This is a genomic window from Exiguobacterium sp. s28 (genome assembly GCF_018618135.1).
Taxonomy (GTDB): domain Bacteria; phylum Bacillota; class Bacilli; order Exiguobacteriales; family Exiguobacteriaceae; genus Exiguobacterium; species Exiguobacterium mexicanum_A.
Map to the genome: position 1 here is coordinate 47,494 of NZ_JACSLL010000014.1, position 26,722 is coordinate 74,215.

The window sequence follows — 26,722 nt, forward strand, 5'->3', positions numbered from 1 at the left end:
TCATGGGATGGCTTTTTTTTGCGTTTGAAAATCGTTTATCGGTGGGAGTGATAAAGAGACACTGAGGAGGGATATCATGCTTTGGGAAACTGTTGAACCGATCATCAATCGATTAGAGGACAACCACACATCAGAAGACTGGCAAGAACTATTCGCCAAGTGGGACGGCCATCATTGGCATGACGGGGAGAGTGTGAGCGAGAAGACGAGCGTGCTCATGATTGACGCGAACGCCGTTACGACAGACGGGAGTCCGGACTTGGACGCGCTCCATGACTTGTTGAAAGAACATGTCCAGGCGTCGATCAGCGACTTGTATCTCGTCTCGCTGTTCCCATATCCGGCCAAGCCGACCGATACGGCCATCAATCCGCGTATCCGGTTATACGAGGACCTCGGACGCTTCAAGCATGAGTTCGAGCTTATGTATGACACCGAGCCCGACGTCTATAACGAGCTACAGTTTAATTTACTCGAAGAGACGGACGCCTTCATCGAGCGGCTTGCCCAAGGCGCGACGAAGCTGCGTGTCCATGTCCAGTCGTTCCGCGGCATGTCCGAGGAAAGCATTCAACGCGTTGTCGAACTGTGGCACGCGGTGCTCCATCACTATAAACCACACGGCCAGTTGATTCTTGCCTATGAAGGAGACGTTCAGGCACTCGGCTCATACATCAGCGTCGCCGACGCCATCTGTCACTTCGACCTCGCCTCGCACACGATGCTCGCCTTCGCGCAAGGAGATGCCAAGAAGTTGTCCGATTGGGCGAACCGAATCGAGACACCAACGGACGGCAAGACGTATTTCAACTTCTTGTCGATCCACGAACGCGACCCGTTCGAGAAGAACTTGATCGATCCGAGTGTCGACATGATTCTCGCGGCTCACAGCATCTTGTTCTCGCTCCAAGGGATCCCTGCCGTCGATTACCGCACGCTGCTCGGTGTGCAGACACCGGTCGACCATGACGCGCTGATCCAAGAGCTGAAGACGGATCCGTATCGCCTGCAAGTGTTCTCCGGCATCATCAGCCAGTTGAACGTCAAACGGACGCACCCGGCGTTCTCACCGTATGCCGCACAGCGAATCGATACGTCCGACAAGCGCGTCTTTACGGTCGAGCGGAAGGGAGAAGGGGAGACGCTTATGCTGTATACGAACGTAAGCAATGAGCCGGTCACCGTGCAAGCGAGCGGGACAAACCTGTTCACAGGTGAACCGGTCGAGACGATCGACCTCGATGCGTATGGGTTTGTTTGGGTGAAATCTGAATAGGTCTTTTGATTCAAAAACGAATTATGTGAATTAGGTGTATTGACTCATGGTTCATTTGGTAGGAGAATGGATATAGAAGGAATTTCCATGACATAATCCTACATACACCTAAGGAGCGAATTCCGATGGATCAATCACTATTCATCTATCTCTTCAGCCTGACGCTACAATCGTTCTTGTATTGGATGTTTGCAACATTGTTCATCGCACTTGTTGGCTATGTCGTCCTGTATATCGTGAACCGTGAAGTGGCGGCCGAGTACCGGACACTATGGCGCAAAGGCTACTATTTGACGTTCGCAGCGTTCGTCTTGTTCGGCTTCATCGTCGGTGAGTTCACGTTCGACGCCGCGTGGGCGCTCGCCGGCATCGCCATCGTGATCGCTATCCTCGACTTCGGGGTGCTCGTCACACCAGGCAAAGAACCAGAAATTATTGAAGTCGACATGACAAAACGGCTGACCGAAGAACCGTAAAGGTTCTCGTGTCAGCCGTTTTTCTTATGCCCGATAACCGTTCGGGTTGTTCGATTGCCAATTCCAAGCGTCGCGGCACATGGCACGGACGTCATGTTTCGCTTCCCAGCCGAGTACACGTTTCGACTTCGATGGATCAGCGAAGCACATAGCGATATCGCCTGGGCGGCGCGGTGTCATTTGGTATGGAACAGCTTTTCCACTCTCTGCCTCGAAAGCATGGACGAGGTCGAGGACGCTATAGCCGGTCCCGGTCCCTAGGTTGAACGCTTCGGCACCGGTATGGTCCATGACGTAGTCGAGTGCCTTCAAGTGACCCTCGGCCAAGTCGACGACGTGGATGTAGTCACGGACACCGGTCCCGTCTGGTGTATCATAATCGTCACCGAACACGCTCAATTCGTTCAAACGTCCTACGGCGACTTGCGTGATATACGGCATCAAGTTGTTCGGGATGTCGAACGGGTCTTCACCGATTTGCCCCGATTCATGGGCGCCAATCGGATTGAAGTAACGTAGGAGCGCGATGCTCCATGACGGGTCGGCAACGGCGAGATCGCGCATGATGTCTTCAATCATCAGCTTTGTCCGGCCATATGGGTTCGTCGCACTGAGCGGGAACGACTCGTCGATCGGTGTCCGTTCCGGCATACCGTACACGGTTGCCGACGAACTGAAGACGATTCGTTTCACATCGAACGCGTTCATGACTTCAAGTAATACGATCGTACCGACAACGTTGTTCTCGTAGTAGCGAAGCGGTTCCGACACCGATTCACCGACGGCTTTCAGCCCGGCAAAGTGGATGACGGCATCAATCGTGTGCGTCAAAAAGATTTGTTCGAGCAATTCACGGTCGAGAATGTCACCGAGATAGAACGTGACCGATTTCCCGGTCAACGCTTCGACGCGATCGAGCGCCTCGCGGCGGCTATTCGACAAGTTGTCGACGACGATGACGTCGTGACCTGTTTCAAGTAACTGTAAGACAGTATGGGTACCGATATAGCCGGCACCGCCTGTGACTAAAATAGTATCCATATAAATGTCCCCTTCCAAAAATCCTCTATTGATTACTTCTCAGTTAAGCGCACCCGGGTCTGTCCGTTTGTGCCTTCAAATAAGCGGAGTGAATAGGTCTCACTCTCGTAAACTACTGCATCGTCCGTTTCGAGAACCGGTTCGCCGAGCGGGCTGAATACCTCGCGCGTCGTTTGCGTGTTCGTCCAGTCGATGGCGTGTACTTTGTCTTGTTGAATGACGAAGAAGCCACCGTTATAGAACGCATAGGCGTTCAACGCATCCGTCTCACGTCCGTACGGCGCGCCAATCGTCTCCGTGAGTGCCGCCTCATTCATGGCGAAGAAGTCAGGAATCGTTTCGCCGAGCCAATCATTGTTCAAGTTCGTGTTCACCCAGTCGAGCAAAGCACTGTCCGTCAAGTCGCGTGTCGGCCAGTCGGTCGTGACCGAATCGAGCGGAACCCATGCTGTCGTCCCATCCAAATTCACTTCAACGTGTTCATCTTGTTCCTTCAAAATCTCATAACGGTCGCCGATATCTCCTATATAGGTGACTGTCGTGCCGTTCGGTTCTGAGACAAGGTTGACATTCTTCGAGGCGAGCCAGACGTAGTTCGTTTCTGGCTCTTGGACGACCGGTTCAGGATCCGGCTTAGGTGTTTTCTCGACGACTTTGGCTTCTTGTTTTGGTTCTAACAAGTCCATTACATATGGATACCCGATATAGCCGCCTCCTATGAGTAAAGCGAGGAGGAAAAGGGCACCAATCCATTTGCCAGACTTACGTTTTGGTCGTGCCGGCTCAATCGTGCGTTGATACTTAGCTCGTTCGGCCCGCGACGGGACTGGGGCTTCTGGCAAATAACGTTGCTTTGGAGCGGGTGGTTTTTCTTTCGCTTTTGGAGCTTCAACTACTGTTGGTTCAGTAACAGGTACCGATACCTTGTCCGCAATTGTTGGTTCCTTTACGGTTGTCTTGTCAATCGGTGCGGATTTAAGAACGGTCGCCTCTTTATTCAAGACATCCTCATACATCTCAAGTAAAGACACATAGTATGGAAGAAACGTGGCATCTTTTTTGCCATCTTTGATCCAAGCAGCAAAGTCTGCCGCCGATTTTTCTTCGGTTGGGAGCGATGGCTCCGTCGTGCCGGTCAACTCTTCAAAGGACACGGTCAACGATTTTCCGTCCCCTAAATTTCGATTAATTACCTCTTGCAGGTTTGTACGTGTTGCCGCATTCGTGTCTGCGTACAACTGGAGTAGGCGCTCACTAACGTGCACTATTGTCTCCTCCTTTTGTTAAGTTCTTCCTAACAAAGTTTATCAGATTTACATACCAAAAAACCCAAATTTTAAAAAATGGGTCATCAACTGTGAGGATTTTTGCTATAATGTTTTGGTATTGGCATTGTTAAATATTATCTGCGGAATTTTTCCAGTAGTGAATTTTAGAGAACAGAGGAGAGAAAACACGAGCATGAAAGAAGAAACGATTTCCCTTGGAGAACTATTCTCCATCTTAAAACGGAGCAAATGGCTCATCGCAAGTTTAGCAATCATCGCGGCACTTATTGCCTTTTTACTTAGTTCGTTCGTGATTAGTCCGACATATGAGGCATCGACGCAAGTACTCGTTGCGCCGAAAGAGACACAGAACAACATGATTGATAGTAGCCAAGTTCAGTCGTCGGTCGCACTTGTAAACACATATCGGGTCATTATCCAAAGTCCGGCTATTTTAGAACCTGTTCAACAGAATGTGATTGGTGCTCCAGAGAATATCAGTAACTTAATCACAGTCAACAGTGAACAAAGCTCGCAGGTCATCAATATTAAAGTTCAACATACGAACCCGGTTCTAGCGGCGGATATCGCAAATGAGATCAGCACTGTGTTCGCAGAAGAAGTCAGCGAATTAATGAGTGGGGTAGACAACGTCAAGGTATTGTCTGACGCATCAGTTCCAATGTCGCCTGTCAAACCAAACATTTTACTGAACACTGCTATCGCCACAGTACTTGGATTAATGATTGGAGTTGCTATAGCGTTTCTTAAAGTTGTGTTGGATCGTCGTATTAAAACAGAGCAAGACGTCGAAAACATTTTGGAACTCCCGGTTCTCGGATCGATTCCTGTCATCGATAAAGTCGAAATGCGTCAACAACGTCAAGCTAACGTGAAAGGTGAAAAAGTCCATGTTTAAATTCGGAAAAAAGAAACATAAGCACATCCAATATGACAAAACAGGGCGTGAATTAATTACCCTTCTTAAACCAAAATCACCAATTTCGGAACAATACCGGACGATTCGGACTAACCTAGAGTTCACAGCAGTTGATGATGAGTTACAAACGATGGTTATTACCTCAGCATCGTCAGGAGAAGGGAAATCTACCACTTCGTCGAACCTTGCCGTTGTGTACGCACAACAAGGCAAGCGCGTTCTGTTAGTCGATTGCGATATGCGCCGTCCAACAGCTCACTTCACGTTCCGCCTTTCGAACGGGATTGGTCTTTCAACAGTGTTGGCTAAGAAGACAAGTGTTGAAAAGGCGACACATTCGACTCAAATCGAAAACCTCGATTTGATTGCGGCCGGCCCGATTCCACCAAACCCGTCAGAGCTGTTGTCTTCTAAAATGATGGATCGGGTTCTAGAAGAACTGAAAGCAAATTATGACGTCATCATTTTAGATGCGCCTCCAATGATGCAAGTGGCGGATACCCGTCTCTTGGCCCGTAAAGTGGATGGTGTCGTCCTAGTCGTAGGTTGCGATAAGTCAGACCGTCAAATGGTCGTCAAAGCAAAAGAACAGTTGACGCTCGCAGAAGCGCACATTCTTGGTGTCGTGTTGAATAAACGAGAACCACAAGGCAGCGACGATTATTACTACTATTACGCATACGAATAAAAGGAGAGCGTGCCATGATTGATATCCATTGTCACTTATTGCCGGCCGTTGATGACGGTCCGGAAACAGTCGAACAAGCGGTCGAGATGGCGAAACGCGCCGTAAGTGAAGGGGTGACCGCGATTGTGGTCACCCCCCACGCGTTTCATCCGCAGTTTGACACAAGCCAGCTTGATGTAGCGAATGCAGTCACAAGATTACAAAATGTTTTGCGACAAGAAGGAATTAACCTCGATTTGTATGCAGGACAAGAGATTCGAATCTTTGGAGACCTTGCGGAATCATTAGAGCAGGGTAAGGCGTTATCGCTTGCTGGGTCACGTTATGTCCTGGTAGAGTTCCCGAGTGACTCGGTTCCTGCCTATGCTGAACAATTATTCTTCGGACTTCAAACGGAAGGCTACACACCAGTCATCGCCCACCCTGAACGCAATAAAGAATTTGCGACCAACCCAAAACGATTAATGGACTTCGTCTCGTCCGGTGCGCTCTCTCAGATTACGACGAGTAGTTTGACAGGCGAATTTGGTCAGAACGTAAAGGAGTTGGCTTTTGCTTTCCTACGTAATGGATTGAGTCATTTGATTGCATCGGACGCTCATAGTACAGGTCGTCGAACTTTTTATTGGACTGAAGTCGAAAAGGTTGTTCGTGAAGAACTTGGTCAAGATAAGTGGGAAAGTTACTTAGTCAATTCGGAAGCAATTATGAAGGATGACTTCGTATTCATCGATCCGCCGACGTTACCGGTGAAGAATTGGCGAGGGAAATGGAAAAAATAATTCACTTATTACTAAAGACTAATTATTGACAAAGTATCTAAAAATATGATTTTTGTCGACAACTGTCGAACGATTTTAGGTTTAATTTACTCCCCTTATGTTTTTATATTAGGTCGAAAGTGATACCCTTAATTTATAATTTTGAAAGGATGTAAGTTACATCCTTTTTTCTATGAATCAGACAGATAATATATATTTATCCATAGAGGAGGAGTATCATGGCAAGTAAAATAGTGAAAAAAGCTGTGATTCCAGCTGCGGGTTTAGGAACGCGATTTTTACCGGCAACGAAAGCAATGCCGAAAGAAATGTTACCAATCGTCGACAAACCAACGATTCAGTACATTATTGAAGAGGCCGTTGAATCTGGAATTGAAGACATTTTAATTGTGACTGGTAAAGGTAAGCGAGCAATTGAAGATCACTTCGATTCAGTTCCAGAACTTGAACAGATTTTAATTGAAAAAGGTAAATCGGAGTTTTTAAAGTTAGTTGAAGAAACGACGAATATCAACATTCATTTTATCCGTCAGTCGAAGCCGATGGGGCTTGGACATGCTGTTTTGCAGGCAAAGGCATTTGTAGGAAATGAGCCTTTTGTCGTCATGCTTGGGGACGATATTGTTCAGGCAGAAATTCCTTGTACAAAACAATTGATTGAACAGTACGAGAAAACAGAGAGCTCGATTATCGGTGTTCAACCGGTTTCGCGTGATGTAACTCACCGTTACGGGATAGTTGATCCGCATGAGTCACTTGAAGGTGGTTTACATAAAGTTGATTCCTTTGTGGAAAAACCAGATCCAGGTACAGAACCATCGAATTTGGCCATTTTGGGTCGATATTTGTTTACTCCGCAAATATTTAATTTCTTAGAAACACAGGTCCCAGGAGCGGGTGGTGAAGTCCAATTGACAGATGCCATTACCCGTTTAAACGATAGTGAACGCGTGTACGCATATGAATTTGAAGGTAAGCGATACGACGTAGGTGAAAAATTAGGATTCATACGTACAACTTTAGAATTTGCACTTATGCGAAATGATCTTGCTGAAGACGTTAAAACGATGATGAAAGAGTTGTTAATCGATAGTGAAATGGGGGCAATGCAATGAATCTACCGAAAACTGAAATTGAGACTGGCCCTTTAGTACAAGAAGAAATTGATGTTGTGTACCCTATTAAACATGTTTCTACTTCGAAAGTAAGTGAATCTAATTCATCAAATGCTTTATATATGTTCTTTTTTAATATCTTTGAAATTCTTTTCGTGTTGTCGATATTATTAATCAGTCTCCCAATTTTTCTAGTAGTGTCATTATTAATAATTTTGGAGTCGTCAGGTCCGATTTTTTACAAGCAAAGTCGAGTTGGCGTAAATGGTAAAGAATTTAATATTTACAAATTTAGATCCATGTACGTGGATGCGGAAAAGTTTGGACCTCAATGGGCAAGTAAAGATGATAATAGAATTACCGTTGTAGGAAACTTTATCAGAAAAACAAGGATTGATGAACTTCCACAATTAATGAACATATTAAAAAGAGAAATGTCGTTAATAGGACCGAGACCAGAAAGAGCAATATTTATAAAAGAGTTTGTAAAAGAGTATCCAGAATTTGTGTTTAGAACATCGGTAAAACCAGGATTGACGGGATGGGCTCAAGTAAATGGTGGCTATGAATTAACGCCTAAAGAAAAGTTAGACAAAGATCTTTATTACATTGAAAATCGAAATATAAAATTGGATGCTTTTATTTTATTTTTAACCATCAAAGTAGTTATTACTGGTGAAGGTGCGCGATAAGTTAGTTACTAAAGCCCAGAAATCTTTTTTAGTTGAAATAAAGTTGAAGTGGATGAAAATTTAAGTGAGTGGAGTAGTAAAAATGAAAAAGATTTTGATATTATCTAATCATCATTCGTATACTTATAACTTTAGAAAAGAAATAATCAATGCATTTATAAGTGAAAATTACAAGGTCACTGTGGCGCAACCGTACGGTCCTAAAGTTGAGTACCTGAAGCAAATGGGTTGTGAATGTGTAGATATTCCGTTAGATAGAAGAGGTAAAAATATACTATCTGATTCTATTCTATTCGTAAGGTATTATAAACTTATAAAGAAAAATAAACCTGACATCGTAATATCCTATACGATTAAGCCTAATCTCTATGGAGGAATTTTATGCCGGTTTTTAGGTTTACCTCACATTCCAAATATTACAGGGTTAGGTACTGCTGTTGAAGAACAAAGTGTTTTACAAAAAGCTATATTGTTAGCATATAAATTTTCATTTCGAAACAGCAATGTGATTATGTTTCAAAATCAAGAGAATCTAAATTTTTTTAAGACATATAATATTGGATTAGGTAGAAAAAAATTGTTACCAGGATCAGGAGTAAATCTATCCGAATTCCAAGCGCTTGAATATCCAAGTGATGAAAAGATAAAATTTGTTTTTATCTCTCGAATTATGAAGGAAAAAGGAATTGAGCAGTTTCTAGATGCTGCAAAATCTATTAAAAATCAATTTCCAAATACGGAATTTCACATTTGCGGATCAAGTGATGATAATTATAAAGAAAAATTACATCAATTAAATGAAGATGGAATTATTATATATCATGGCTTGGTAGATGATGTGAAAGAAGTTTTATCTAAAATGCATTGTGTTGTCCACCCTAGTTACTATCCGGAAGGGATTTCTAACATTCTTTTAGAAAGCGCAGCAAGTGCGAAGCCACTTATTACCACCAATCGATCAGGTTGTCGTGAGGTTGTAGATCACGAGGGTTCTGGATATATTTGTAATACTAAGGATAGTAATGATTTAATTGAAAAAATTAAAAAATTTTTAGAACTAAATAATGTTGAAAGGAAAGTAATGGGGGAAAAAGGACGGATGAAAGTAGAAAGAGAGTTTGATAGAAATTTGGTCGTTGAATCTTATGTTGAAGAAATTAAAAAAATATAAAAGTTGAATATATAATTATTAATTTAGAATCGAGGCTATTTTCTGATGTCACTTCCAATCCGAGTTCTGCATGTTTTAGGAAAATTGAATCGAAATGGTGCAGAAACCATGATTATGAATATATATAGAGAAGTTGATCGAGATAAAATTCAGTTTGATTTTGTGATACACACTACTGAGAAATGTGATTATGATGATGAAATTATTTCTATGGGCGGGATTATTCACCGGATTACAAGATATAATGGATTAAATCATTTCGAGTATCGTAATCAATGGAAAGAAATTTTAAGTGTTAACAATTATAAATTAATACATGGTCATGTGAGAAGTACAGCTAGTATTTATATCCCCATTGCTAAAAAATATGGAATTAAAACTATTAGTCATAGCCATAGTATTTCTTCGGGAAAAGGTATATTAGGCGGAATAAAGAAAGTATTGCAGTACCCTGTTCGTTATCAAGCTGATTTTTTTATGGCCTGTTCTGATGAAGCAGCAACGTGGATGTTTGGTAAGAAAGTATTAAAACATAAAAACTACTATAAAATTAATAATGCTATTCACCTAAAAAAATTTATGTTTAATCCTTATGTTAGAACAGTCATGAGAACGAAAATGAATTTGGAAGGGAAATATGTGATAGGGCATGTTGGTAGATTCGAAAAAGAAAAAAATCACAGCAAGCTAATTCACATATTTAATGAATTCCATAAAATGGAACCTAATTCCGTTTTATTGCTTTTGGGAGAAGGCAGTCATTTCTTTTCGGTTAAAAAAATAGTGAAAAATCTAAACTTAGAAAATGTTGTTCTTTTTGCAGGGAATCAAAGTAATGTGAATGATTACTATCAATGTATGGACTTATTTCTATTTCCGTCTCTCTACGAAGGATTGGGTATGGTAGTAATTGAAGCACAAACTTCAGGTCTTGAATGTATTGTTTCAGAAAACATACCAAAAGAGGCTTACATTACGTCTTCGATTCATACTCAAAAAAACAGTAATCAAAATAAATTATGGATCGAAAAAATTTCAAGTCTAAGAAAAGAAAATAGTTCGAGAAAAGTTGATAATTATACTCTTGTTAAAGCGGCAGGTTATGACATTAAAGAGACTAGTTTGTTTTTAACAAATTTTTATGAAAAAAATTGTTAAAAACAGAATATATCTCTTAAGTTAAAAATTAAAAAGGTTTTATTTAATGGGGGATTACATGCTGTTATCTCTATATTTTTTTGTTATAGGATGGGTAAGTGTCTTAAGTCCACATGCGTGGATTTCTTTTCCTTTGGCAATTATTTTGCTATCAATAGTTATTAATTTCATTTATATAAGAGAAGGTGTATTGAGAGTAGGAAACTCAAAAGTTATCTATTCAATATCTCTGTTATTTTATTTCTTTGTCTTTCTAATAGTGTTGTCATTATTTATCCAACAGTTTTCTCATGGTTACGATATATTAGGCTTTGTTCATTCGATGAGATATCTGTCGGTGATTGTATTGTTTTATTTCACTCTATTGTTCTTAATTGAAGGAAAAAAAATGTCCATGAATAGTATTTACAAATACATTTCATGGGGCGTATTTTTCGTGTCAAGCTTTACAATTTTAGAATTTTTCGCTAAAAATTTATTGCAATTTGATTTTGATGCAATTTTTCCAAGAGCTACAGTATCTGAATTTGAAGCTACTTACGCAATTATGGGAGAACGATTTATCCGAGCGAGAGGAACTACAGAAGAATCTGGGCATCTTGCTTTGTACTTAGCAATGTTTTTACCTTTTGCTTATTATTATTTTGAGAAATATAAAATAGCATATAGATTTATGTTAATAGGCGTCATAGTCTTTGCACTTTTATTGACATTTAGTGCTATGGGGTTCGTAGAACTTATTATTCTCACAACTTTGCTTTTAATTTTTTCACTGTATTCAAATGGAAACAAAAAAATATTCATTTTGCTCGGATCATTAGTAATGATAGTAGCTTTAATATCTATCAGCATTTATAAAGAAATTGATTATTACTCTTTATTTGGTGGCATTTTTTCAAAAATCACTTTAGAAAATGCGACATTTTCTTATGATGGTTCTCGAACCCAGCGTTGGCTAAATGCATTTGAGCTTATAAGAGAAAAACCGTTTTTTGGGCATGGTAGTGGAATTGCATCAATACTATATGGTACAGGCAGCACCAGTTTCTATTTAGAAATACTGGTGGAATTCGGAATTATAGGATTAATGACTTTCTTTTTTATAACCTTGTTGCATTTAATTCTAGTTTTCAGACTGCAATCAAAAATAAAATATGTATATTTAACGTCCCTGATCATAGCGTTACTTCACTATTCAATAATATCCAATTATTGGTATCCGTGGTTGTGGACAATATTTGTACTCATAGTAATTGAATTCCTTAGGGAACAAAAAGAAATTAATAGTGTCGAAGAGAGGAAATATTAATTTGATAAAAATAGGTTTTATAATTTTAAATTACAATGATAGTGATACCACTATTAAACTTGTTGACAGCATAATGAATTATAAGATTATTGATAAAATAGTTGTAGTCGATAATTGCTCTACTGACGGTTCATTTGATAAGTTGCATCGTGAATATGGAATAAGTTGTGATGTGATTAAAACAGACTTTAATGGTGGATATGCTTATGGAAACAACTTTGGTTTTAAATATCTTGAGAATAATTATGATCCTGAAATTGTTTTTATAGCTAATCCAGATATTGAATTCTCTGAGGACTATATTAAACAAATTATTCTTCAATTTAAAAAAACTCCTCAATTTTCAATGTTGTCAGGTAGGTCAATAGAAACTAATGGTGAACTTTCAAATGGTTATTGGAATCCACCATCATATACTGAAAGTCTATTAAGTTCATTTTTAATATATAGATTAATAAATAAAGTAGTAGAAAAAGCTAAATCAAAATCAAAGCATAGCAACTTTTCAAGTTCTGAAGTTATTGAGGTTGGAGCAATTCAGGGTTCTTTTATAGCTGTTAGAGCTGAAATCTTTAGAGATATTGGATATATGGATGAAGGAACTTTTCTTTTCTATGAGGAGAATATTCTTGCGAAAAAAATGAAGAAAAAAGGGTATAAAACCGGTATTATGAATAATCTATACTACAAACATAATCATTCTGTAACTATAAAAAAGACAATGAAAGCATTACAAGTGTATAAGGTTCATCTGCAATCAAAACAATACTATGAAAAGAATTACAACTCTACATCGGGGATAAAAATATTTCTTTTAAACTGGGCTTCAAAATATTCTTTGCTTGAACAATTTGTGATGACACCTCTTAAAAATATATTTCGTATAAGGGAATTGAATAAAATTAATAAAAATTAAAGAAATCGATTTTATAAATGGCTTTAAAACATAAAGGATGAAATAAAAAATGAGAAATATTGAATTAAAAGCAAGTTCGATGAAAATGTTATCAAATATTTCTTACACAGTATTATCAAATATAATTACTTTATTAGTTTCTGCTTTAGGAGTTTTAGTAGTACCAAAACTTCTAAGCATAGAAGGATATGGTTACTGGCAACTATATCTTTTTTATGTAGCTTATGTAGGATTTACGCATCTAGGTTTAAATGATGGGATATATTTGAAATACGGTGGGAAGGACTATGAAGAACTTAACAAAAGAATATTCTCAACTAAATTTTATTTTCTAGTAATTTTACAGATTTTTTTTGTAAGTCTTATATATGTAATTACTAATTTTTACGTAAGTAACGACGAACGAAGATTCATTTGGTATTCAATTAGTAGCGCAATGTTATTCACTAATCTTACCTATATGCTTCTTTTTATATTACAAGCTACCAATAGGATTAAGGATTATGCAAAAGCTATAATTTTAGGGAAGCTCCTATTTTTAATATTTTTACTGATCCTTATATTTTTTGTCAACAATAAATCTTTTCAACATATAATACTTATAGATTTATTTAGTAAAGGATTAATGTTTTTTTACACAATATATTTATGTAGAGATATTGTTACTAGCAAAGTTACTTTGACAGTTAAAGTTATAAAGGAAGTATTAGATAATATTAAAATTGGCGCACTATTAATGTATTCAAATATCGCTAGTTTATTAATAATTGGAATTGTTAGATTTGGAATTGAAAAGAATTGGGATGTAGCTACTTTTGCAAAAGTTTCTCTAACTCTTTCTCTATCAAGTTTTCTAATGATTTTCATCAACACATTGAGTATAGTAATTTTTCCACTTTTGAGAAGGATTACTGAAAGAGAGTTAAAAAGTATTTATTTTGTAATTCGAGATTTTCTGATGATTATTTTATTGATCTTTTTGCTTATAACGTACCCTTTAATGAATATTTTTTCTATATGGCTACCAAAATATTCAGATGCAATTAAGTATATGGCGTTTTTGCTTCCAATTTGTATTTATGAAGGTAAGATGTCCCTACTAGTAAATACATATTTAAAAACCCTCCGGAAAGAAAAAGTCATGTTTAAAATCAATCTAATTTCTTTAATTTTTAGTGTGTGCCTTACTACAATTACTACTTTAGTTATTAAAGATTTGACTTTAGCTGTACTCTCTATAACAGTAATCTTTGCATTTAGAAGCATATTATCTGAAGTGGTTTTATCATCAATACTGAATGTGAGTATTGCAAAGGATATTATCTTAGAAACCTTTCTAGTGATAGTGTTTGTATCAATCACATGGTATTTAAACACTATTCCAGCATTGTCCATATACTTAATGTGTTTTTCGCTTTATTTGGTTATTAAAAAAACAAGCATTAAAAGTTCTTGGAAATCCGGGAAAAAAATGCTCCTGAAATAATTCGTTACAGATTATTTGATTTGAAAACTAATACATCAAGGAGGTTACAAAATTGAAAGGAATTGTTCTTGCAGGAGGGAGCGGTACTCGTCTTTATCCATTGACTATGGTTACTAGCAAACAACTACTACCGGTTTATGATAAACCAATGATATATTACCCACTCTCGACTTTAATGCTTGCTGGAATCAAGGAAATTTTGATCATTTCAACACCTGAAGACTTACCTAGATTTAAAAGTTTACTTGGAGACGGTTCTCAATTTGGCATCAATCTTTCTTATATGATTCAACCAAAACCTGATGGCCTTGCTCAAGCATTTATTCTAGGGGCAGAGTTCATAGGTAAGGATTCTGTGGCTATGGTGCTAGGAGACAATATTTATTATGGTAGTGGAATGCGAAATATTCTTCAAAGAGCTGCGCAGAAAACAGATGGAGCCACCGTCTTTGGTTATCGTGTCACTGATCCTGAGAGATTTGGCGTGGTTGAATTTAATGATGAGGGAAAAGTGATTAGTGTCGAAGAAAAACCTAAAATGCCTAAGTCAAACTATGCAATCACAGGATTATATTTCTACGATAATTCAGTTGTAGAAATTGCAAAAAACGTTCAACCATCTGAACGCGGTGAGTTAGAAATTACATCGATAAATGAAGCGTATTTAAATAAGGGAACCCTGACCGTTGAATTATTAGGCAGAGGTTTTACTTGGTTAGACACCGGTACTCATCAGAGTTTAGTAGAAGCGACGAACTTTGTTAAAACTGTTGAAGACCATCAAGGTGTTAAAATTGCAGCATTAGAAGAGATTGCTTTTTTAAATGGTTGGATTAATAAGGAACAGTTAGAGGAAGCAGGACGTTACTTAAGTAAAACTGGATATGGACAATATTTGTTGGAAGTGGCTGCTGGGAAAATAAGATACTGATAGAGGAGATATTTTCAATGAAAGTAACTGAAATTTTTTTGGACGGAGTCAAAATCCTTGAGCCTCAAGTGTTTGGAGATCACAGAGGCTGGTTTGTGGAAACTTTTAACTCAAGATTACTGAATGAATTAGGAATCGAGAACGACTTTATTCAAGACAATCATTCGTACTCCTCTCAAATCAATACACTTCGTGGTCTTCATTATCAACTCGCTCCTAAAGCCCAAACTAAACTTGTTAGATGTACGAAAGGTTCTATCTTTGACGTGGCTGTAGACATCCGTAAAAACAGTCCAACCTACGGCCAATGGTTTGGTATTGAGTTATCAGCTGAAAACAAGAAGCAACTGTTGGTCCCTAAAGGATTTGCACATGGTTTTTTAACTCTTACAGATGATGTCGAAGTCCAGTATAAGGTTGATGAATTATACTCTCCAGAGCATGATCGGGGAATTACTTGGAATGATTCATCTGTCAATATTCAATGGCCGACTAAAACAGACCCTATTCTTTCAGATAAAGATCAAAAAGCTTTGACACTAGAGCGGGCTGAAATTAACTTTATCTACGGAGAAAATTCATGAAGATTCTTGTTACAGGTTATAATGGACAACTTGGATATGACGTCGTACAAGAAGGAAGAAAACGTGGTTTGCATATGATTGGCAGTACGATTGAGGATCTAGATATTACTGATTCAAATCAAATCAATGAATATATAAATAACCTTAAACCTGATGCGGTGATTCACTGTGCAGCCTATACAGCGGTCGATCGTGCAGAAGAAGATCGTGAAAAAGCGTGGGATGTAAATGTAAATGGGACAAAATATTTAGCCGAAGCGGTAAAAGCTATCAATGCTAAATTTATGTACATTAGTACAGATTACGTTTATGAAGGCAATGGGGACGTTCCTTATACGGAAGATTCTAAAATATTCCCACAAAGTTATTACGGTCTTACAAAATACGAAGGTGAACGAGTGGTCCAAAATCTCTTAACGGATTCATTTATTGTGCGGATTTCATGGGTGTTTGGAATTAATGGTAATAACTTTATTAAAACAATGCTACGTTTAGGTGAAACGCATGATGAATTGAAAGTTGTTGCAGATCAAATTGGCTCACCGACCTATACATACGATCTATCTAAACTGCTGATTGATATGATTCAATCACAAAAGTATGGGATTTATCAAGCAACGAATGAAGGTTTTTGTAGCTGGGCAGATTTTGCTGAGAAGATATTTGACGTGGCTGGGTATTCCGTTAAGGTGAAAGGTATTACTTCTGAAGAGTATCCTACGTTAGCTGTGAGACCAAAGAACTCAAGAATGTCCAAAGAAAAATTGAGAGCAAATGGATTCGAGCCATTACCACATTGGGAACATGCACTTGCTCATTACGTAAATGAATTAAAACAAGAGGTGCAAAATGACAAATAAAAAAATCCTTATAACAGGGGGAGCCGGATTTATTGGCGGCAACTTTGTACATCATATGATTGCAAAGTATCCAGAGTATAAAATTTATAACTTGGATTTATTAACTTATGCGGGGGAATTAGCTAAACATAAGAGCTTAACCGATCACCCGAACTACAGTTTTATTCAAGCGGACATTGCTGATTATGAGACGGTCATGAGTATTTTTAAAAAAGAAAAGTTCGATTACGTTGTTCACTTTGCTGCTGAAAGCCATGTGGACCGCTCAATTACTGACCCAGGTGTTTTTGTAAAAACAAATGTAATGGGAACACAAGCTTTGTTAGACGCAGCAAAAGAAATTGGCATTGAGAAATTTGTTCACGTTTCAACTGACGAAGTTTATGGTGAACTTGATTTCGATCCCACTACATTCTTTACAGAAGAAACTCCACTTCAACCTAATAGTCCATACAGTGCTAGTAAAGCAGCAAGTGACTTTTTAGTTCGTTCGTATCATGAAACATTTGGATTGCCAATAAATATTACTCGTTGTTCAAACAACTACGGTCCGTATCATTTTCCTGAGAAATTGATTCCACTCACAATCTCTAGAATCTATAATAATCAGAATGTACCTGTATACGGGAATGGACAAAATATTAGAGATTGGTTGCATGTAGAAGATCACTGTAAGGCGATTGATTTAGTGTTGCACGAGGGGCTAAACGGTGAAGTTTATAACGTTGGTGGACATAATGAGAAAACTAACCTAGAAGTCGTTAAAACCATTATTAAACATCTTGAGAAAACTGAAGAGTTGATTGAATTTGTCGAAGATCGTCTAGGACATGATAAGCGATACGCAATCGATCCAAGTAAGCTTGAAGCGCTTGGTTGGAAACCAGAGCATAACTTTGATAGCGGTATTAAACATACGATTGAATGGTATCTTGATAATGAAGAATGGTGGAAACCATTGCTCAATGAAGGTGTAGAAGTATGAAGACGATATTAGTCACAGGTGCTGCTGGATTTATTGGCTCGTATGTAGTTGAAGCATTATCCAATGCTAATGTAGAAGTGATTGGGATTGACAATCTAAATAGCTATTATAGTGAACAATTGAAGGCAGATCGTTTAGCTAAGATTTCTCAGGTGCCTAATTTCACATTTAAAGATGTTGATATTTCAGATGCAAAAAATCTAAAGCAGTTATTTGAAACGTTTAAGCCTGACGTTGTAATCAATTTAGCTGCTCAAGCTGGTGTTCGATATTCGATTGAAAATCCTCAAGCCTATATGGACTCAAATATGCAAGGGTTTCTTAACATTCTAGAGGCATGTCGAAAACACCCTGTCGAACACTTAATTTATGCCTCATCAAGTTCCGTTTATGGAGGCAATAAAGTTGCACCATTCTCGACGAACCACAACGTAGATCATCCTGTCAGCTTATATGCTGCGACCAAAAAATCGAATGAACTGATGGCCCATACTTATAGCCATCTTTATGGGATTCCAACAACAGGGCTACGATTCTTTACTGTTTACGGTCCTTGGGGTCGTCCGGACATGGCTTACTTCTCATTTACGAAAGACATTATCGAAGGGAATCCAATTAAAGTATTTAATCACGGGAAAATGGAACGTGATTTCACTTATATCGATGACATCGTCGAAGGTATTATTAAACTAATTCCTAGTGCACCTAAGGCGAACCCAGAGTGGGACGAAGCGGTCGACTCAACGAGTGAAAGTTTTGCACCGTACAAAATCTACAATATCGGAAATAATAAACCGGTAACATTAATGCAGTTTATTAACACACTTGAACAAAAGATTGGTAAGGAAGCTGTAAAAGTATACATGGATATGCAACCAGGTGATGTTCATCGTACTTATGCGGACGTATCCGACCTTGTGCGTGACATTGAATTTCAACCAAACACATCAATCGACGAAGGTCTAGGTAAGTTTGTAGATTGGTATAAAGAATACTACAACGTAGAACTTTAAATACAGAATCAGGGGGAATATCATGCGAGTTACTGTAGCCGGTACTGGCTATGTCGGTCTTTCAATGGCAGTCTTGCTTGCACAACATAACGATGTGATTGCACTGGATATCATGAAAGACAAAGTCGACATGATTAACGCGAAACAGTCTCCAATCGTTGACACAGAAATTGAAGACTTCTTACAAAACAAAAAATTAAATTTAGTTGCGACAACAGACAATCTGACAGCGTTTAAAGATGCCGAATATGTTGTGATTGCAACTCCTACGGATTATGATCCAGTGCGTAACTACTTCAACACGCGTACGGTTGAGAGTGTCATCGCAACGGTTTTAGCAATTAATCCGGATGCAATCATGGTCATCAAATCGACTGTACCGGTTGGATATACGGATGAAGTCAAAGCAAAATTCGATACTGAAAACATCATCTTTTCACCAGAATTCTTGCGTGAAGGTCAAGCGTTGCATGATAATCTTTATCCATCACGTATCGTTGTGGGCGAGCAGTCTGAGCGTGCGGAAGTGTTCGCAAACTTGCTGAAAGATGCTGCCATCAAAGAAGATATTACGGTGTTGTTGACTGACTCAACTGAAGCGGAAGCCATCAAGTTGTTCTCGAACACATATTTGGCGATGCGTGTCGCGTTCTTTAATGAACTCGATACGTACGCAGAAGTTCGTGGTCTTGATTCGAAACAAATCATCGAGGGTGTTGGTCTCGATCCACGTATCGGCTCACACTACAATAATCCATCATTCGGTTATGGTGGTTACTGCTTGCCGAAAGACACGAAACAGCTTCTCGCGAACTATGAGGATGTCCCGAACAATATCATTGGGGCAATTGTAGACGCGAACCGTACACGTAAAGATTTTGTTGCTGAGTCCATCTTGAAGCAAAATCCAAAGCGTGTTGGGGTCTATCGTTTAACGATGAAGACGGATTCGGACAACTTCCGTGCCTCGTCAATTCAAGGAATCATGAAGCGCATCAAGGCGAAAGGTGTCGAAGTCGTCATCTATGAGCCGGTTCTAAAAGAAGAATCGTTCTACAATTCACCTGTCATTAATGACTTCGAGACGTTCAAAGAGACAGCTGACGTCATCGTCACGAACCGCTTACATCCAGAACTTGAAGATGTAGCAGATAAGGTGTATACACGCGATTTATACAGTCGTGACTAATCATATGGCAGCACGAGGAACTAATCCCCGTGCTGCCATATTTTCAATCTTCTAATTTGTCGACCGCGTCTCGAACTTCTTGATTCGTCACATGCAAATAGCGTTCGGTCGTCTGGATATGTTTATGGCCGAGCAATTGTCGGATCACCATTAGGCTGGCTCCGTTCCGGTAACATGAGGTGGCAAAACTATGACGCAACATATGAGTCGTCAAATGTACGTCAAAGTACTTCTCCGAAATGCTTTTTAAATCCTCGTTGACATAGTTGGCACGTACTTGTCGACCGCTCGGCATGAGAAACACGTAAGGTGAATTCGGGCACTTAGGGCGGTCTTTTTCGATATAATCTTTGAGCTCTTTCGCTAGACGGGATCTCATCGGAATGATGCGTTGCTTTTCACCTTTGCCTTTATTGACGTACAAGACGTTGTTCTCAAAGTCGAGGTGAGAAATTTCTAAATCAAGGATTTCGCTGATACGAAGGCCAGCGTCACCGCCCGCTAAATAGATGGCATATAACGTCGCATTTTTAGCCTGGTACAATACTAGATTTAACTGCTGTCGGGTGATGACGTTCGGTTTCTTTTGCACGCCGTCTTTCGTGATGATTTGGGCGAACGGATTATCCAATACCAATTTTTGTTGAACGGCAAACGTGAAGAGGGAACGTACTGACATAATATAGGCACGCACCGTACAATTCGATAGACCTTTCTCTTGGAGCGACAGTTTGTAAGGTAACGCATGTTCGAGGTAGGTCACGTCCTGCAAGTAGATAACATTACGTTGGGCAACGAAATTCTCGAATCGGCGCAACGTGTTTCGATACGTTTTAATAGTCGTTTTTGGCAATTCTCGACGAACAATTAAATCTTCCATATACAGCTCGATTGCATCTTGCAACAAAATGTTATCCATGTTAATCACTCCTTCATTTGGATGGCCTCTCGAAGTTCTCGTTGGACATCTGCCTTGTAGGCTCGAAGCCGGCTTGGCGAATAAGGCAGTGTCGATTCGGTCCCGTCGATGAGGTGACAAAGGAGCTCGAAGTGGCGAGGGGATAGCAACATCTTCTGTTCATCGAGCCAGTCGTGGAATCGGCGTTCGGACTCGATGCACGTTTCTGGGATTCTTTCAGCTGCGACTTCGTGCTTCAAATGACGCGCGTTCTTTTGTTGGTGGTTGAGTATGGCTCCCCGGATGCGTTGGAAGCAGTACGTCTTCGATAAAGTACATCCGCGGTTCAAAGCTTCCCATAATGCGATCCGGGCGATTTGGGCACAGTCCTCCTGTTCGTTAGGGTGGATGGATAAGTGGCGAATGACATAATGAATCATCGGTTCCCACTCTCGAATCTGTTCGTCAATCGTGTTCATCAAGTTGCTCTTTCCTGAGCGCTCGGTGTGATTCCTAGGTAAGACCGAGTATAATCGTTGTTCTTCCCGATGCACCAACGGCCTTGTGCGAATGAAATAGAGGGGATTATCTCCTCGAAGACGCAATGATAAAGAGAGGAGCCTTAGAGGCAAGGGATACCAACATCCAAAAAGGTAAAGAACAACGATTATTCCCCGTCCAAGGCGAATAAATTAGTTATAGATTATAGAAAATACATAGTTAAGTTTATGGAGGAGGGCTATACATGAAAAAAATATTAATCACTGGAGCAAATAGCTACGTCGGTAATGCGTTCAAACAATGGATTGAGGCGAATCATTCCAATGTCGTTCAAGTCGATACGGTAGGAATGCGAAACGGGGAATGGAAAAACATCTCGTTCGATGGATACGATGCGATTTTACATGCTGCAGGGATTGCTCACGTCTCGACGGACAAGAGCATGGAGGACTTATATTATAAAGTGAACACAGATTTGACGGCTGAGGTTGGTGAGAAGGCGAAGCTTGAAGGTGTGAAACAGTTCATCTTCCTCAGCAGCATGATCGTGTACGGAGATGCTTCGAATGCTCAAATGATTACCCGAGATACATTACCGAAGCCGACGAACTTCTATGGGAACAGCAAGCTTCAAGCCGAGAAGAGACTTGAAGCGATTGCGGATCGAGATTTCCTCGTCGCGAATGTCCGTCCGCCGATGATTTATGGAAAAGGATCAAAAGGGAACTACATCAAGCTGGCTGGTTTGTCGAAGAAGATCCCGTTTTTCCCCAGCTATCAAAATCAGCGGAGTATGATCCACATTGATAACCTGTCCGAGTTTTTGGCGCAAATCATTCTTCATGAGGAAAAGGGTACATTTCATCCGCAAAACAAAGAGTACGTCTGTACGTCAGAGCTCGTCTCGACCATCGGATCTGTACATGGGAATAAGGTCAGAGGGCTGGGCTTGTTCAACGGTGTCATTCGTCAACTCGTGAACCGTAACGTGACCATTAATAAACTGTTCGGTGACTTCGCATATGCAAAAGATCTGTCGACGTATGCACATGACTACCATGTGCGTGATTTTAAAAATAGTATCGTTGCAACAGAACAATCCGACTAAATACGGCTTATGATAATTATTTGGCGGATTATAAAATAAAGTATTATTACTAAATCGAAAATATAGCCTCGGAGGAATTTATCTTGAAAAAATCTATTTTAATTGTTATTTGTCTCATTATCTTTTTAAGCGGATGTAGTGATAACGAGGTCACATATACATCAGTCAAGGAAGAGGTAATTGAATTAGGAGAAAGTAGTTTTGATTACAAATTGACTAAATTTGAATATGAAAAAAATGAAAATACATTGGCGGTGGAATACGATACAAATTTACCTGAAAATACAACGGTTTTGATAGGAATTACCCCTTGGTTTCCTGATACTTGGGGAGATGAATTTAATTCCTATTTCAACTACGGTAGACGTCTCACGAAAGATGGAGAAACTAAGGTTCAACAAGGGAAAATATCTTATGCCTTCACAAATAATGATTTTGAAATGTTCAAAGCACCTTCGGCCACTTATTCGCTGAGAGTAATTGTACCTTTGTCTGATATAAAAAATCCGAAAATCTTAGAACAAATTCAGGACGAAGAAGATTTTGAACAAATATATCCCAAAGCGAAGGATGATAAAGAAAAGAGCTATTATTTATTTATTGACCGGGAACAAGAAACAGAAAAGTATATTTATTGGTATGACGAAAGTATTGAATTAACAAGTGGCCACACTTTAGCGGAAATAGATGATTCATATGTGTCGATTCCTTATCGAGAACTCTTGAAAAATCCGAGGAAATTCGAAGGTGAACTCGTGGAATTTAATGGGGAGGTTCTTGAAATCCATGAAACAAGCAGCAATGCTTACGATAGGATTGGCTATGACTCTTATCTAAGATTAGATATTGGAGATGATCAGGTTATTTATGTTGACCACTATAGTTTTGTTGGCATGAAAGAAGTATATAAAGGTGACTTTATTAAAGTGCAAGGAAAGATAACAGGAAGTGAGACATATACGTCTGTTGCAGGATACAAGATTACAGTCCCATCAATGGAGGCCGTTACATATTTCAAGTAACAAATGATACATGAACTTTCAAAATCATAATAATAGGTCATAGTCTACTGAATCTCTTCTTTTTTGAAATAAGCTGTTTTATATTGTCTTCGAGACTGATAAATATTGAATCAGATTTCTTACATCGTAATAGCGCTTTCCCCGACATGCTATACTAATAAAAAAGCAAAGAAATGGGTGGAACAGTTATGGGGAAGACGACACCACGGAACTCGAAATGGATGCGGACGTATAACCGCTCGCTCATCCTCCGGCTCATCCGGCTCCATCAGCCAGTGTCCCGGGTCGAGCTCGCCAAGGCGACGAGTTTGACGAAGCCGACGATCTCGAACATCGTCAACGAACTGAAAGAAGAAGGGCTGATCAACGAGCGCGAGCTCGGCGTCTCGAGCGGGGGACGGCGACCGATCATGCTCGAACTCGCAGCCAGCGACCGTTTCGTCATCGGTATCGACGCGACGCAACGGCGTTTGCACGGCGTCGTCACGAACATCCATGGGGAGATGTTAGGTGAGGCGTGGCATGACGAGCGGTTCGATACGAACGAGGAGTTCATCGAGGCCATCGTGACGCTATACATAGAACTGGCCGGCAAAGCCCAGGGTGATGTCATCGGGCTCGGCGTGTCCGTCCACGGGATGGTCGAGGCGGGGAATGGGATCGTCCTGTTCGCGCCGCGGTTCCACTTGCATGACATCCCGCTCAAGCAAGAACTCGAACAACGCCTGAACCAAAACGTCTTCGTCGAGAACGACGTGCGGACACTCGCCCTCGGCGAACTCTATTTCGGCGAGGCGATCGGCATCGACGAGTTCTTCTACGTCTACGCCGGGTACGGGATTGGGGGCGCCTACGTCCACGGCGGCGAATTGATTGACGGAGAACACCATATCGCCGGGGAAATCGGCCATATGCGGATCATGCTCGACGGGCCGATCTGCTCGTGCGGCAACCGTGGCTGCCTTGAGGCTGTCGCGGGGGAGCGGGCCATCTTGAACGAGGCTCGGCAGCTGAACCACGAGCTCAATTTGAATGACCTGCGGGACGCCGTCGGGACGAACGTCGACATCCAGCAGCTGTACGAGCGGGCCGGGGAGTATATCGGCATCGCGACGCTCAACATGATCCACTTGCTCAACCCGAACCGGATCCTGCTCGGGGGGCCGCTGTTCAACTACGCGCCGAACGTCGTCGCCAACATCCAGGAACGGGTCGCCCAGACGGCGCTGACGATGGATGCGCGTCAGACGGATATCCGTGTCGTCCCGTGGAATGCGAACCATGGCGCGCTCGGTGCGGCCGCCTTGATCACGAACCAATTGTTTGGTGAAATCCAATGATTCAATCGCTCTCACCTCGAGGGCGATTTTTTTGTGTCGAAAAATAATTTCAATGAAACCGTTTACAAGTCTAAAATGGATATGCTATAGTCTGTTTGTAGTTAGATAATAAATTTAATTTACTAAGTAAGGGGTGACACTCTCAAACGGGAAAGTGGAGGGGTAGACATGGACATAGAGACACCATTGCTGAAAGACAAGTTTCACGATATATTCGGTCGCTACGGCGCGACAAGGCTGTTCACACGGGACGGTTCAACGTTTAATGAATTGGAAGCGTTCTCAAAAGCGGACGGCGTCGTCGTCACCCGCTCACGGCGGGATGGCATCTTCCGGCTCTACGACGAGGAGGCCCGCGACATTCGGCTGTTCCGCGTCTCGGACTTGAACGGGGCCCGCACGAACGACTTCGACGGACTGTTCGAGATGCTTCTATGGCGGTTGAAGCAACAGGACGCATTGCCGTTCGGGGCCGACCTGTACGTCGTCGGATCGTACATAGACGACCATTGGCAGTTTGATTTGGAATTGATCGCATACACACTCACCCGGCTCGGGGATCAACCGATGCCAGACCACTTGATTCGGGAGCTTTGCCTCAAGCTGGTCGCATAACATTCAAAGGAGAATGAACATGAAGAAAACGACAATCGCACTCGCATCATCGGTACTCGTCTTGTCATCACTGCTCGCTGCTTGCGGCGGCAAGGAAGAGGCGGCCGCGACGACGGAAGACGGCAAGCCGGTCATCAACTGGTGGGGATGGGCGCCACAACCAGAGGTCGGAGAAGCCATGGCCAAGGCGTTCAACGAGTCGCAAGACGACTACGTCGTCAAGTTCAAACGTCTCGAGGACTATGAACAGCAGCTCCAAGTCGCCATGCTCGGCGGCGACGGCCCGGATGTCATCGGCCTCAAGGAACCGATGATCCCGCAATACAAGGATCGCCTCGTCCCGGCGAAAGACTATATGGACAAAGCGGCCGGCGCGGGCTGGAAAGAAAAGTTGATCGAGCTCGGCGTCGAACAGACGACAGTCGACGGCGAACAGATGGCGGTACCGGTCGGGTTCACAGGTCAAGCCTACCTCATGTACAACAAGACGATGCTCGACAAATACGGCGTGACACCGCCGAAGACGTATGACGAGACGATCGCGGCGATCGACAAAATCAACGCCTCGGGCGACAAGGTCATCCCGATGCAGCTCGGCGCGAAAGACGCCTGGGTCGGCACCGACGTCTTCAACGTCTTGAGCCACCAGGTCGCACCAGGGTACATCCAAAAGGTACTCGCGGGCGAAGCGAAGTGGACGGACAAAGAGATGGTCGAGACGGCTGAACTTTGGCAGCAACTGTTCGAAGACAAAGTGTTCCAAGAAGGGGCTTTGGGTCTCGCGACATACATGGACGGCATGAACAACTTCTTCGACAAGAAAGCGGCGATGTGGGTCATCGGCTCATGGGAAGCCCACTCGATGACGACGGTCGAGAAGCGTGACAAGTGGAACAACTTCGAAGACGAGATCGGTTTCGTCCCGCTCCCGAACCTCGCGGGCGGCACAGAACAACCGGTCATCGCCTCGATCGACATGGCGCTCGGCGTCAACAAAGAGTCGAAACAACAAGACGGCGCGGCCGCCTTCATCGCCTACATGACGCAAGGCGAAGGCCAAGCGCTCTACATGGAGAAGTTCGAGATGGCTCCGGCCGTCAAGGACATCGAAGTCGCGTACGAGGACAAATTCACGTCTGATGTGGAACGCGAGTCGTACAAAATCTTGAACGAGACGGTGAAGAACGCCGTCGCGGGCCGCGGTATCCGTGACCCGAAAGTATACGACACGCTCGGCAAAGAACTTCAAAATATCGCCGGCGGTCAAGACGCGAAAGAAGCGCTCGCGCGCATCCAAGCCATCGCTGATCAAGGTAAATAATCGAACGAGCGCCAGTGGCCAGCCTGACTGGCGCTCG

27 protein-coding genes are annotated in these 26,722 nt (G+C 41.4%); 23 read left to right on the forward strand and 4 right to left on the reverse strand.

Annotation, left to right across the window (positions count from 1 at the left end; translation table 11 throughout):
* Positions 1 to 76: 76 nt before the first annotated feature.
* Positions 77 to 1,276: an alpha-amylase family glycosyl hydrolase gene (locus tag KNP78_RS13165; RefSeq protein WP_214824762.1), complete on the forward strand. Its 1,200-nt coding sequence runs from the start codon at positions 77 to 79 to the stop codon at positions 1,274 to 1,276.
* Between the two features lie 125 nt (positions 1,277 to 1,401).
* A complete protein-coding gene (locus tag KNP78_RS13170; protein ID WP_214824764.1) occupies positions 1,402 to 1,752 on the forward strand; it encodes a hypothetical protein in 351 nt (116 codons plus the stop codon).
* A gap of 24 nt (positions 1,753 to 1,776) precedes the next feature.
* Here the strand turns inward: KNP78_RS13170 and galE are convergent, their stop codons facing one another.
* A complete protein-coding gene (gene galE / locus KNP78_RS13175; protein ID WP_214824766.1) occupies positions 1,777 to 2,793 on the reverse strand; it encodes a UDP-glucose 4-epimerase GalE in 1,017 nt (338 codons plus the stop codon).
* Positions 2,794 to 2,825: 32 nt separating this feature from the next.
* Positions 2,826 to 4,058: a hypothetical protein gene (locus KNP78_RS13180; protein ID WP_214824769.1), complete on the reverse strand. Its 1,233-nt coding sequence runs from the start codon at positions 4,056 to 4,058 to the stop codon at positions 2,826 to 2,828.
* Positions 4,059 to 4,254: 196 nt separating this feature from the next.
* Between KNP78_RS13180 and KNP78_RS13185 the strand changes: the two genes are divergently transcribed.
* The 16 genes from KNP78_RS13185 (at position 4,255) to KNP78_RS13260 (ending at position 19,880) form a co-directional block, all read left to right on the forward strand.
* The gene (locus KNP78_RS13185) at positions 4,255 to 4,980 is read left to right on the forward strand and encodes a YveK family protein (protein WP_214824772.1); all 726 of its coding nucleotides are present in this window, start codon (positions 4,255 to 4,257) and stop codon (positions 4,978 to 4,980) included.
* Positions 4,973 to 5,689 carry a CpsD/CapB family tyrosine-protein kinase gene (locus KNP78_RS13190; protein ID WP_214824775.1) on the forward strand — a complete coding sequence of 239 codons (717 nt, stop codon included), beginning with the start codon at positions 4,973 to 4,975 and terminating at the stop codon, positions 5,687 to 5,689. The genes KNP78_RS13185 and KNP78_RS13190 overlap by 8 nt, the downstream gene beginning before the upstream one ends.
* A 14-nt stretch (positions 5,690 to 5,703) precedes the next feature.
* Positions 5,704 to 6,471, forward strand: coding sequence for a tyrosine-protein phosphatase (locus KNP78_RS13195; protein ID WP_214824777.1), 768 nt, complete (start codon positions 5,704 to 5,706; stop codon positions 6,469 to 6,471).
* 218 nt (positions 6,472 to 6,689) lie between these two features.
* The gene (gene galU, locus KNP78_RS13200) at positions 6,690 to 7,586 is read left to right on the forward strand and encodes a UTP--glucose-1-phosphate uridylyltransferase GalU (RefSeq protein WP_214824780.1); all 897 of its coding nucleotides are present in this window, start codon (positions 6,690 to 6,692) and stop codon (positions 7,584 to 7,586) included.
* Positions 7,587 to 7,603: 17 nt separating this feature from the next.
* Entirely contained in the window at positions 7,604 to 8,278 is a 675-nt protein-coding gene (locus KNP78_RS13205) for a sugar transferase (RefSeq protein ID WP_371819217.1), read from the forward strand.
* Positions 8,279 to 8,360: 82 nt separating this feature from the next.
* Entirely contained in the window at positions 8,361 to 9,449 is a 1,089-nt protein-coding gene (locus KNP78_RS13210; RefSeq protein ID WP_214824783.1) for a glycosyltransferase family 4 protein, read from the forward strand.
* A 45-nt stretch (positions 9,450 to 9,494) separates the two neighbouring features.
* Positions 9,495 to 10,607 carry a glycosyltransferase gene (locus KNP78_RS13215; RefSeq protein WP_214824786.1) on the forward strand — a complete coding sequence of 371 codons (1,113 nt, stop codon included), beginning with the start codon at positions 9,495 to 9,497 and terminating at the stop codon, positions 10,605 to 10,607.
* Positions 10,608 to 11,043: 436 nt separating this feature from the next.
* Entirely contained in the window at positions 11,044 to 11,916 is an 873-nt protein-coding gene (locus KNP78_RS13220) for an O-antigen ligase family protein (protein ID WP_214824789.1), read from the forward strand.
* Between the two features lies 1 nt (position 11,917).
* Entirely contained in the window at positions 11,918 to 12,832 is a 915-nt protein-coding gene (locus KNP78_RS13225) for a glycosyltransferase (protein WP_214824791.1), read from the forward strand.
* 49 nt (positions 12,833 to 12,881) lie between these two features.
* Complete coding sequence (locus KNP78_RS13230; RefSeq protein WP_214824794.1) at positions 12,882 to 14,318, forward strand: MATE family efflux transporter; 1,437 nt, start codon at positions 12,882 to 12,884, stop codon at positions 14,316 to 14,318.
* A gap of 52 nt (positions 14,319 to 14,370) precedes the next feature.
* On the forward strand, positions 14,371 to 15,249 hold the full coding sequence (gene rfbA / locus KNP78_RS13235; protein ID WP_214824798.1) for a glucose-1-phosphate thymidylyltransferase RfbA: 879 nt from the start codon (positions 14,371 to 14,373) through the stop codon (positions 15,247 to 15,249).
* Between the two features lie 17 nt (positions 15,250 to 15,266).
* Positions 15,267 to 15,833 carry a dTDP-4-dehydrorhamnose 3,5-epimerase gene (gene rfbC / locus KNP78_RS13240; protein WP_214824801.1) on the forward strand — a complete coding sequence of 189 codons (567 nt, stop codon included), beginning with the start codon at positions 15,267 to 15,269 and terminating at the stop codon, positions 15,831 to 15,833.
* Complete coding sequence (rfbD, locus tag KNP78_RS13245; RefSeq protein WP_214824804.1) at positions 15,830 to 16,693, forward strand: dTDP-4-dehydrorhamnose reductase; 864 nt, start codon at positions 15,830 to 15,832, stop codon at positions 16,691 to 16,693. Before rfbC ends, rfbD begins: the two co-directional genes overlap by 4 nt.
* On the forward strand, positions 16,683 to 17,678 hold the full coding sequence (gene rfbB / locus KNP78_RS13250; RefSeq protein ID WP_214824806.1) for a dTDP-glucose 4,6-dehydratase: 996 nt from the start codon (positions 16,683 to 16,685) through the stop codon (positions 17,676 to 17,678). Before rfbD ends, rfbB begins: the two co-directional genes overlap by 11 nt.
* Entirely contained in the window at positions 17,675 to 18,691 is a 1,017-nt protein-coding gene (locus KNP78_RS13255) for an NAD-dependent epimerase (protein WP_214824813.1), read from the forward strand. Before rfbB ends, KNP78_RS13255 begins: the two co-directional genes overlap by 4 nt.
* 22 nt (positions 18,692 to 18,713) lie before the next feature.
* Positions 18,714 to 19,880, forward strand: a complete 1,167-nt coding sequence (locus tag KNP78_RS13260; RefSeq protein ID WP_214824815.1) for a nucleotide sugar dehydrogenase — start codon at positions 18,714 to 18,716, stop codon at positions 19,878 to 19,880.
* A gap of 43 nt (positions 19,881 to 19,923) precedes the next feature.
* On the opposite strand, the gene KNP78_RS13265 is transcribed toward KNP78_RS13260, so the two are convergent.
* Positions 19,924 to 20,799 (reverse strand): tyrosine-type recombinase/integrase, encoded by an 876-nt coding sequence (locus KNP78_RS13265; RefSeq protein ID WP_214824818.1) that lies wholly within the window; start codon positions 20,797 to 20,799, stop codon positions 19,924 to 19,926.
* Positions 20,800 to 20,804: 5 nt separating this feature from the next.
* Positions 20,805 to 21,257, reverse strand: a complete 453-nt coding sequence (locus KNP78_RS13270) for a sigma factor (protein WP_214824822.1) — start codon at positions 21,255 to 21,257, stop codon at positions 20,805 to 20,807.
* Positions 21,258 to 21,523: 266 nt separating this feature from the next.
* Here KNP78_RS13270 and KNP78_RS13275 point away from each other — a divergent pair, with 266 nt between their 5' ends.
* The 5 genes from KNP78_RS13275 (at position 21,524) to KNP78_RS13295 (ending at position 26,685) form a co-directional block, all read left to right on the forward strand.
* On the forward strand, positions 21,524 to 22,387 hold the full coding sequence (locus KNP78_RS13275) for an NAD-dependent epimerase/dehydratase family protein (protein WP_214824825.1): 864 nt from the start codon (positions 21,524 to 21,526) through the stop codon (positions 22,385 to 22,387).
* Positions 22,388 to 22,470: 83 nt separating this feature from the next.
* Positions 22,471 to 23,409, forward strand: coding sequence for a hypothetical protein (locus KNP78_RS13280; protein ID WP_214824827.1), 939 nt, complete (start codon positions 22,471 to 22,473; stop codon positions 23,407 to 23,409).
* 188 nt (positions 23,410 to 23,597) lie between these two features.
* On the forward strand, positions 23,598 to 24,749 hold the full coding sequence (locus KNP78_RS13285) for an ROK family transcriptional regulator (protein ID WP_131472968.1): 1,152 nt from the start codon (positions 23,598 to 23,600) through the stop codon (positions 24,747 to 24,749).
* A 168-nt stretch (positions 24,750 to 24,917) separates the two neighbouring features.
* Positions 24,918 to 25,364: a hypothetical protein gene (locus KNP78_RS13290; protein WP_214824828.1), complete on the forward strand. Its 447-nt coding sequence runs from the start codon at positions 24,918 to 24,920 to the stop codon at positions 25,362 to 25,364.
* Positions 25,365 to 25,383: 19 nt separating this feature from the next.
* Positions 25,384 to 26,685, forward strand: coding sequence for an ABC transporter substrate-binding protein (locus KNP78_RS13295; RefSeq protein WP_251128559.1), 1,302 nt, complete (start codon positions 25,384 to 25,386; stop codon positions 26,683 to 26,685).
* Positions 26,686 to 26,722: the final 37 nt, after the last annotated feature.

Bases quoted from the DNA above. Each gene is read 5' to 3' on its own strand.
- KNP78_RS13165 (WP_214824762.1), top strand. From the start codon at position 77: ATGCTTTGGGAAACTGTTGAACCGATCATCAATCGATTAGAGGACAAC.
- KNP78_RS13270 (WP_214824822.1), bottom strand. From the start codon at position 21,257: ATGAACACGATTGACGAACAGATTCGAGAGTGGGAACCGATGATTCAT.
- KNP78_RS13215 (WP_214824786.1), top strand. From the start codon at position 9,495: ATGTCACTTCCAATCCGAGTTCTGCATGTTTTAGGAAAATTGAATCGA.
- rfbB (WP_214824806.1), top strand. From the start codon at position 16,683: ATGACAAATAAAAAAATCCTTATAACAGGGGGAGCCGGATTTATTGGC.
- KNP78_RS13285 (WP_131472968.1), top strand. From the start codon at position 23,598: ATGGGGAAGACGACACCACGGAACTCGAAATGGATGCGGACGTATAAC.
- KNP78_RS13230 (WP_214824794.1), top strand. From the start codon at position 12,882: ATGAGAAATATTGAATTAAAAGCAAGTTCGATGAAAATGTTATCAAAT.
- KNP78_RS13290 (WP_214824828.1), top strand. From the start codon at position 24,918: ATGGACATAGAGACACCATTGCTGAAAGACAAGTTTCACGATATATTC.
- KNP78_RS13295 (WP_251128559.1), top strand. From the start codon at position 25,384: ATGAAGAAAACGACAATCGCACTCGCATCATCGGTACTCGTCTTGTCA.
- rfbC (WP_214824801.1), top strand. From the start codon at position 15,267: ATGAAAGTAACTGAAATTTTTTTGGACGGAGTCAAAATCCTTGAGCCT.
- KNP78_RS13275 (WP_214824825.1), top strand. From the start codon at position 21,524: ATGAAAAAAATATTAATCACTGGAGCAAATAGCTACGTCGGTAATGCG.
- KNP78_RS13265 (WP_214824818.1), bottom strand. From the start codon at position 20,799: ATGGATAACATTTTGTTGCAAGATGCAATCGAGCTGTATATGGAAGAT.
- KNP78_RS13210 (WP_214824783.1), top strand. From the start codon at position 8,361: ATGAAAAAGATTTTGATATTATCTAATCATCATTCGTATACTTATAAC.
- KNP78_RS13255 (WP_214824813.1), top strand. From the start codon at position 17,675: ATGAAGACGATATTAGTCACAGGTGCTGCTGGATTTATTGGCTCGTAT.
- KNP78_RS13190 (WP_214824775.1), top strand. From the start codon at position 4,973: ATGTTTAAATTCGGAAAAAAGAAACATAAGCACATCCAATATGACAAA.
- galU (WP_214824780.1), top strand. From the start codon at position 6,690: ATGGCAAGTAAAATAGTGAAAAAAGCTGTGATTCCAGCTGCGGGTTTA.
- KNP78_RS13195 (WP_214824777.1), top strand. From the start codon at position 5,704: ATGATTGATATCCATTGTCACTTATTGCCGGCCGTTGATGACGGTCCG.
- galE (WP_214824766.1), bottom strand. From the start codon at position 2,793: ATGGATACTATTTTAGTCACAGGCGGTGCCGGCTATATCGGTACCCAT.
- KNP78_RS13185 (WP_214824772.1), top strand. From the start codon at position 4,255: ATGAAAGAAGAAACGATTTCCCTTGGAGAACTATTCTCCATCTTAAAA.
- KNP78_RS13260 (WP_214824815.1), top strand. From the start codon at position 18,714: ATGCGAGTTACTGTAGCCGGTACTGGCTATGTCGGTCTTTCAATGGCA.
- KNP78_RS13170 (WP_214824764.1), top strand. From the start codon at position 1,402: ATGGATCAATCACTATTCATCTATCTCTTCAGCCTGACGCTACAATCG.
- rfbD (WP_214824804.1), top strand. From the start codon at position 15,830: ATGAAGATTCTTGTTACAGGTTATAATGGACAACTTGGATATGACGTC.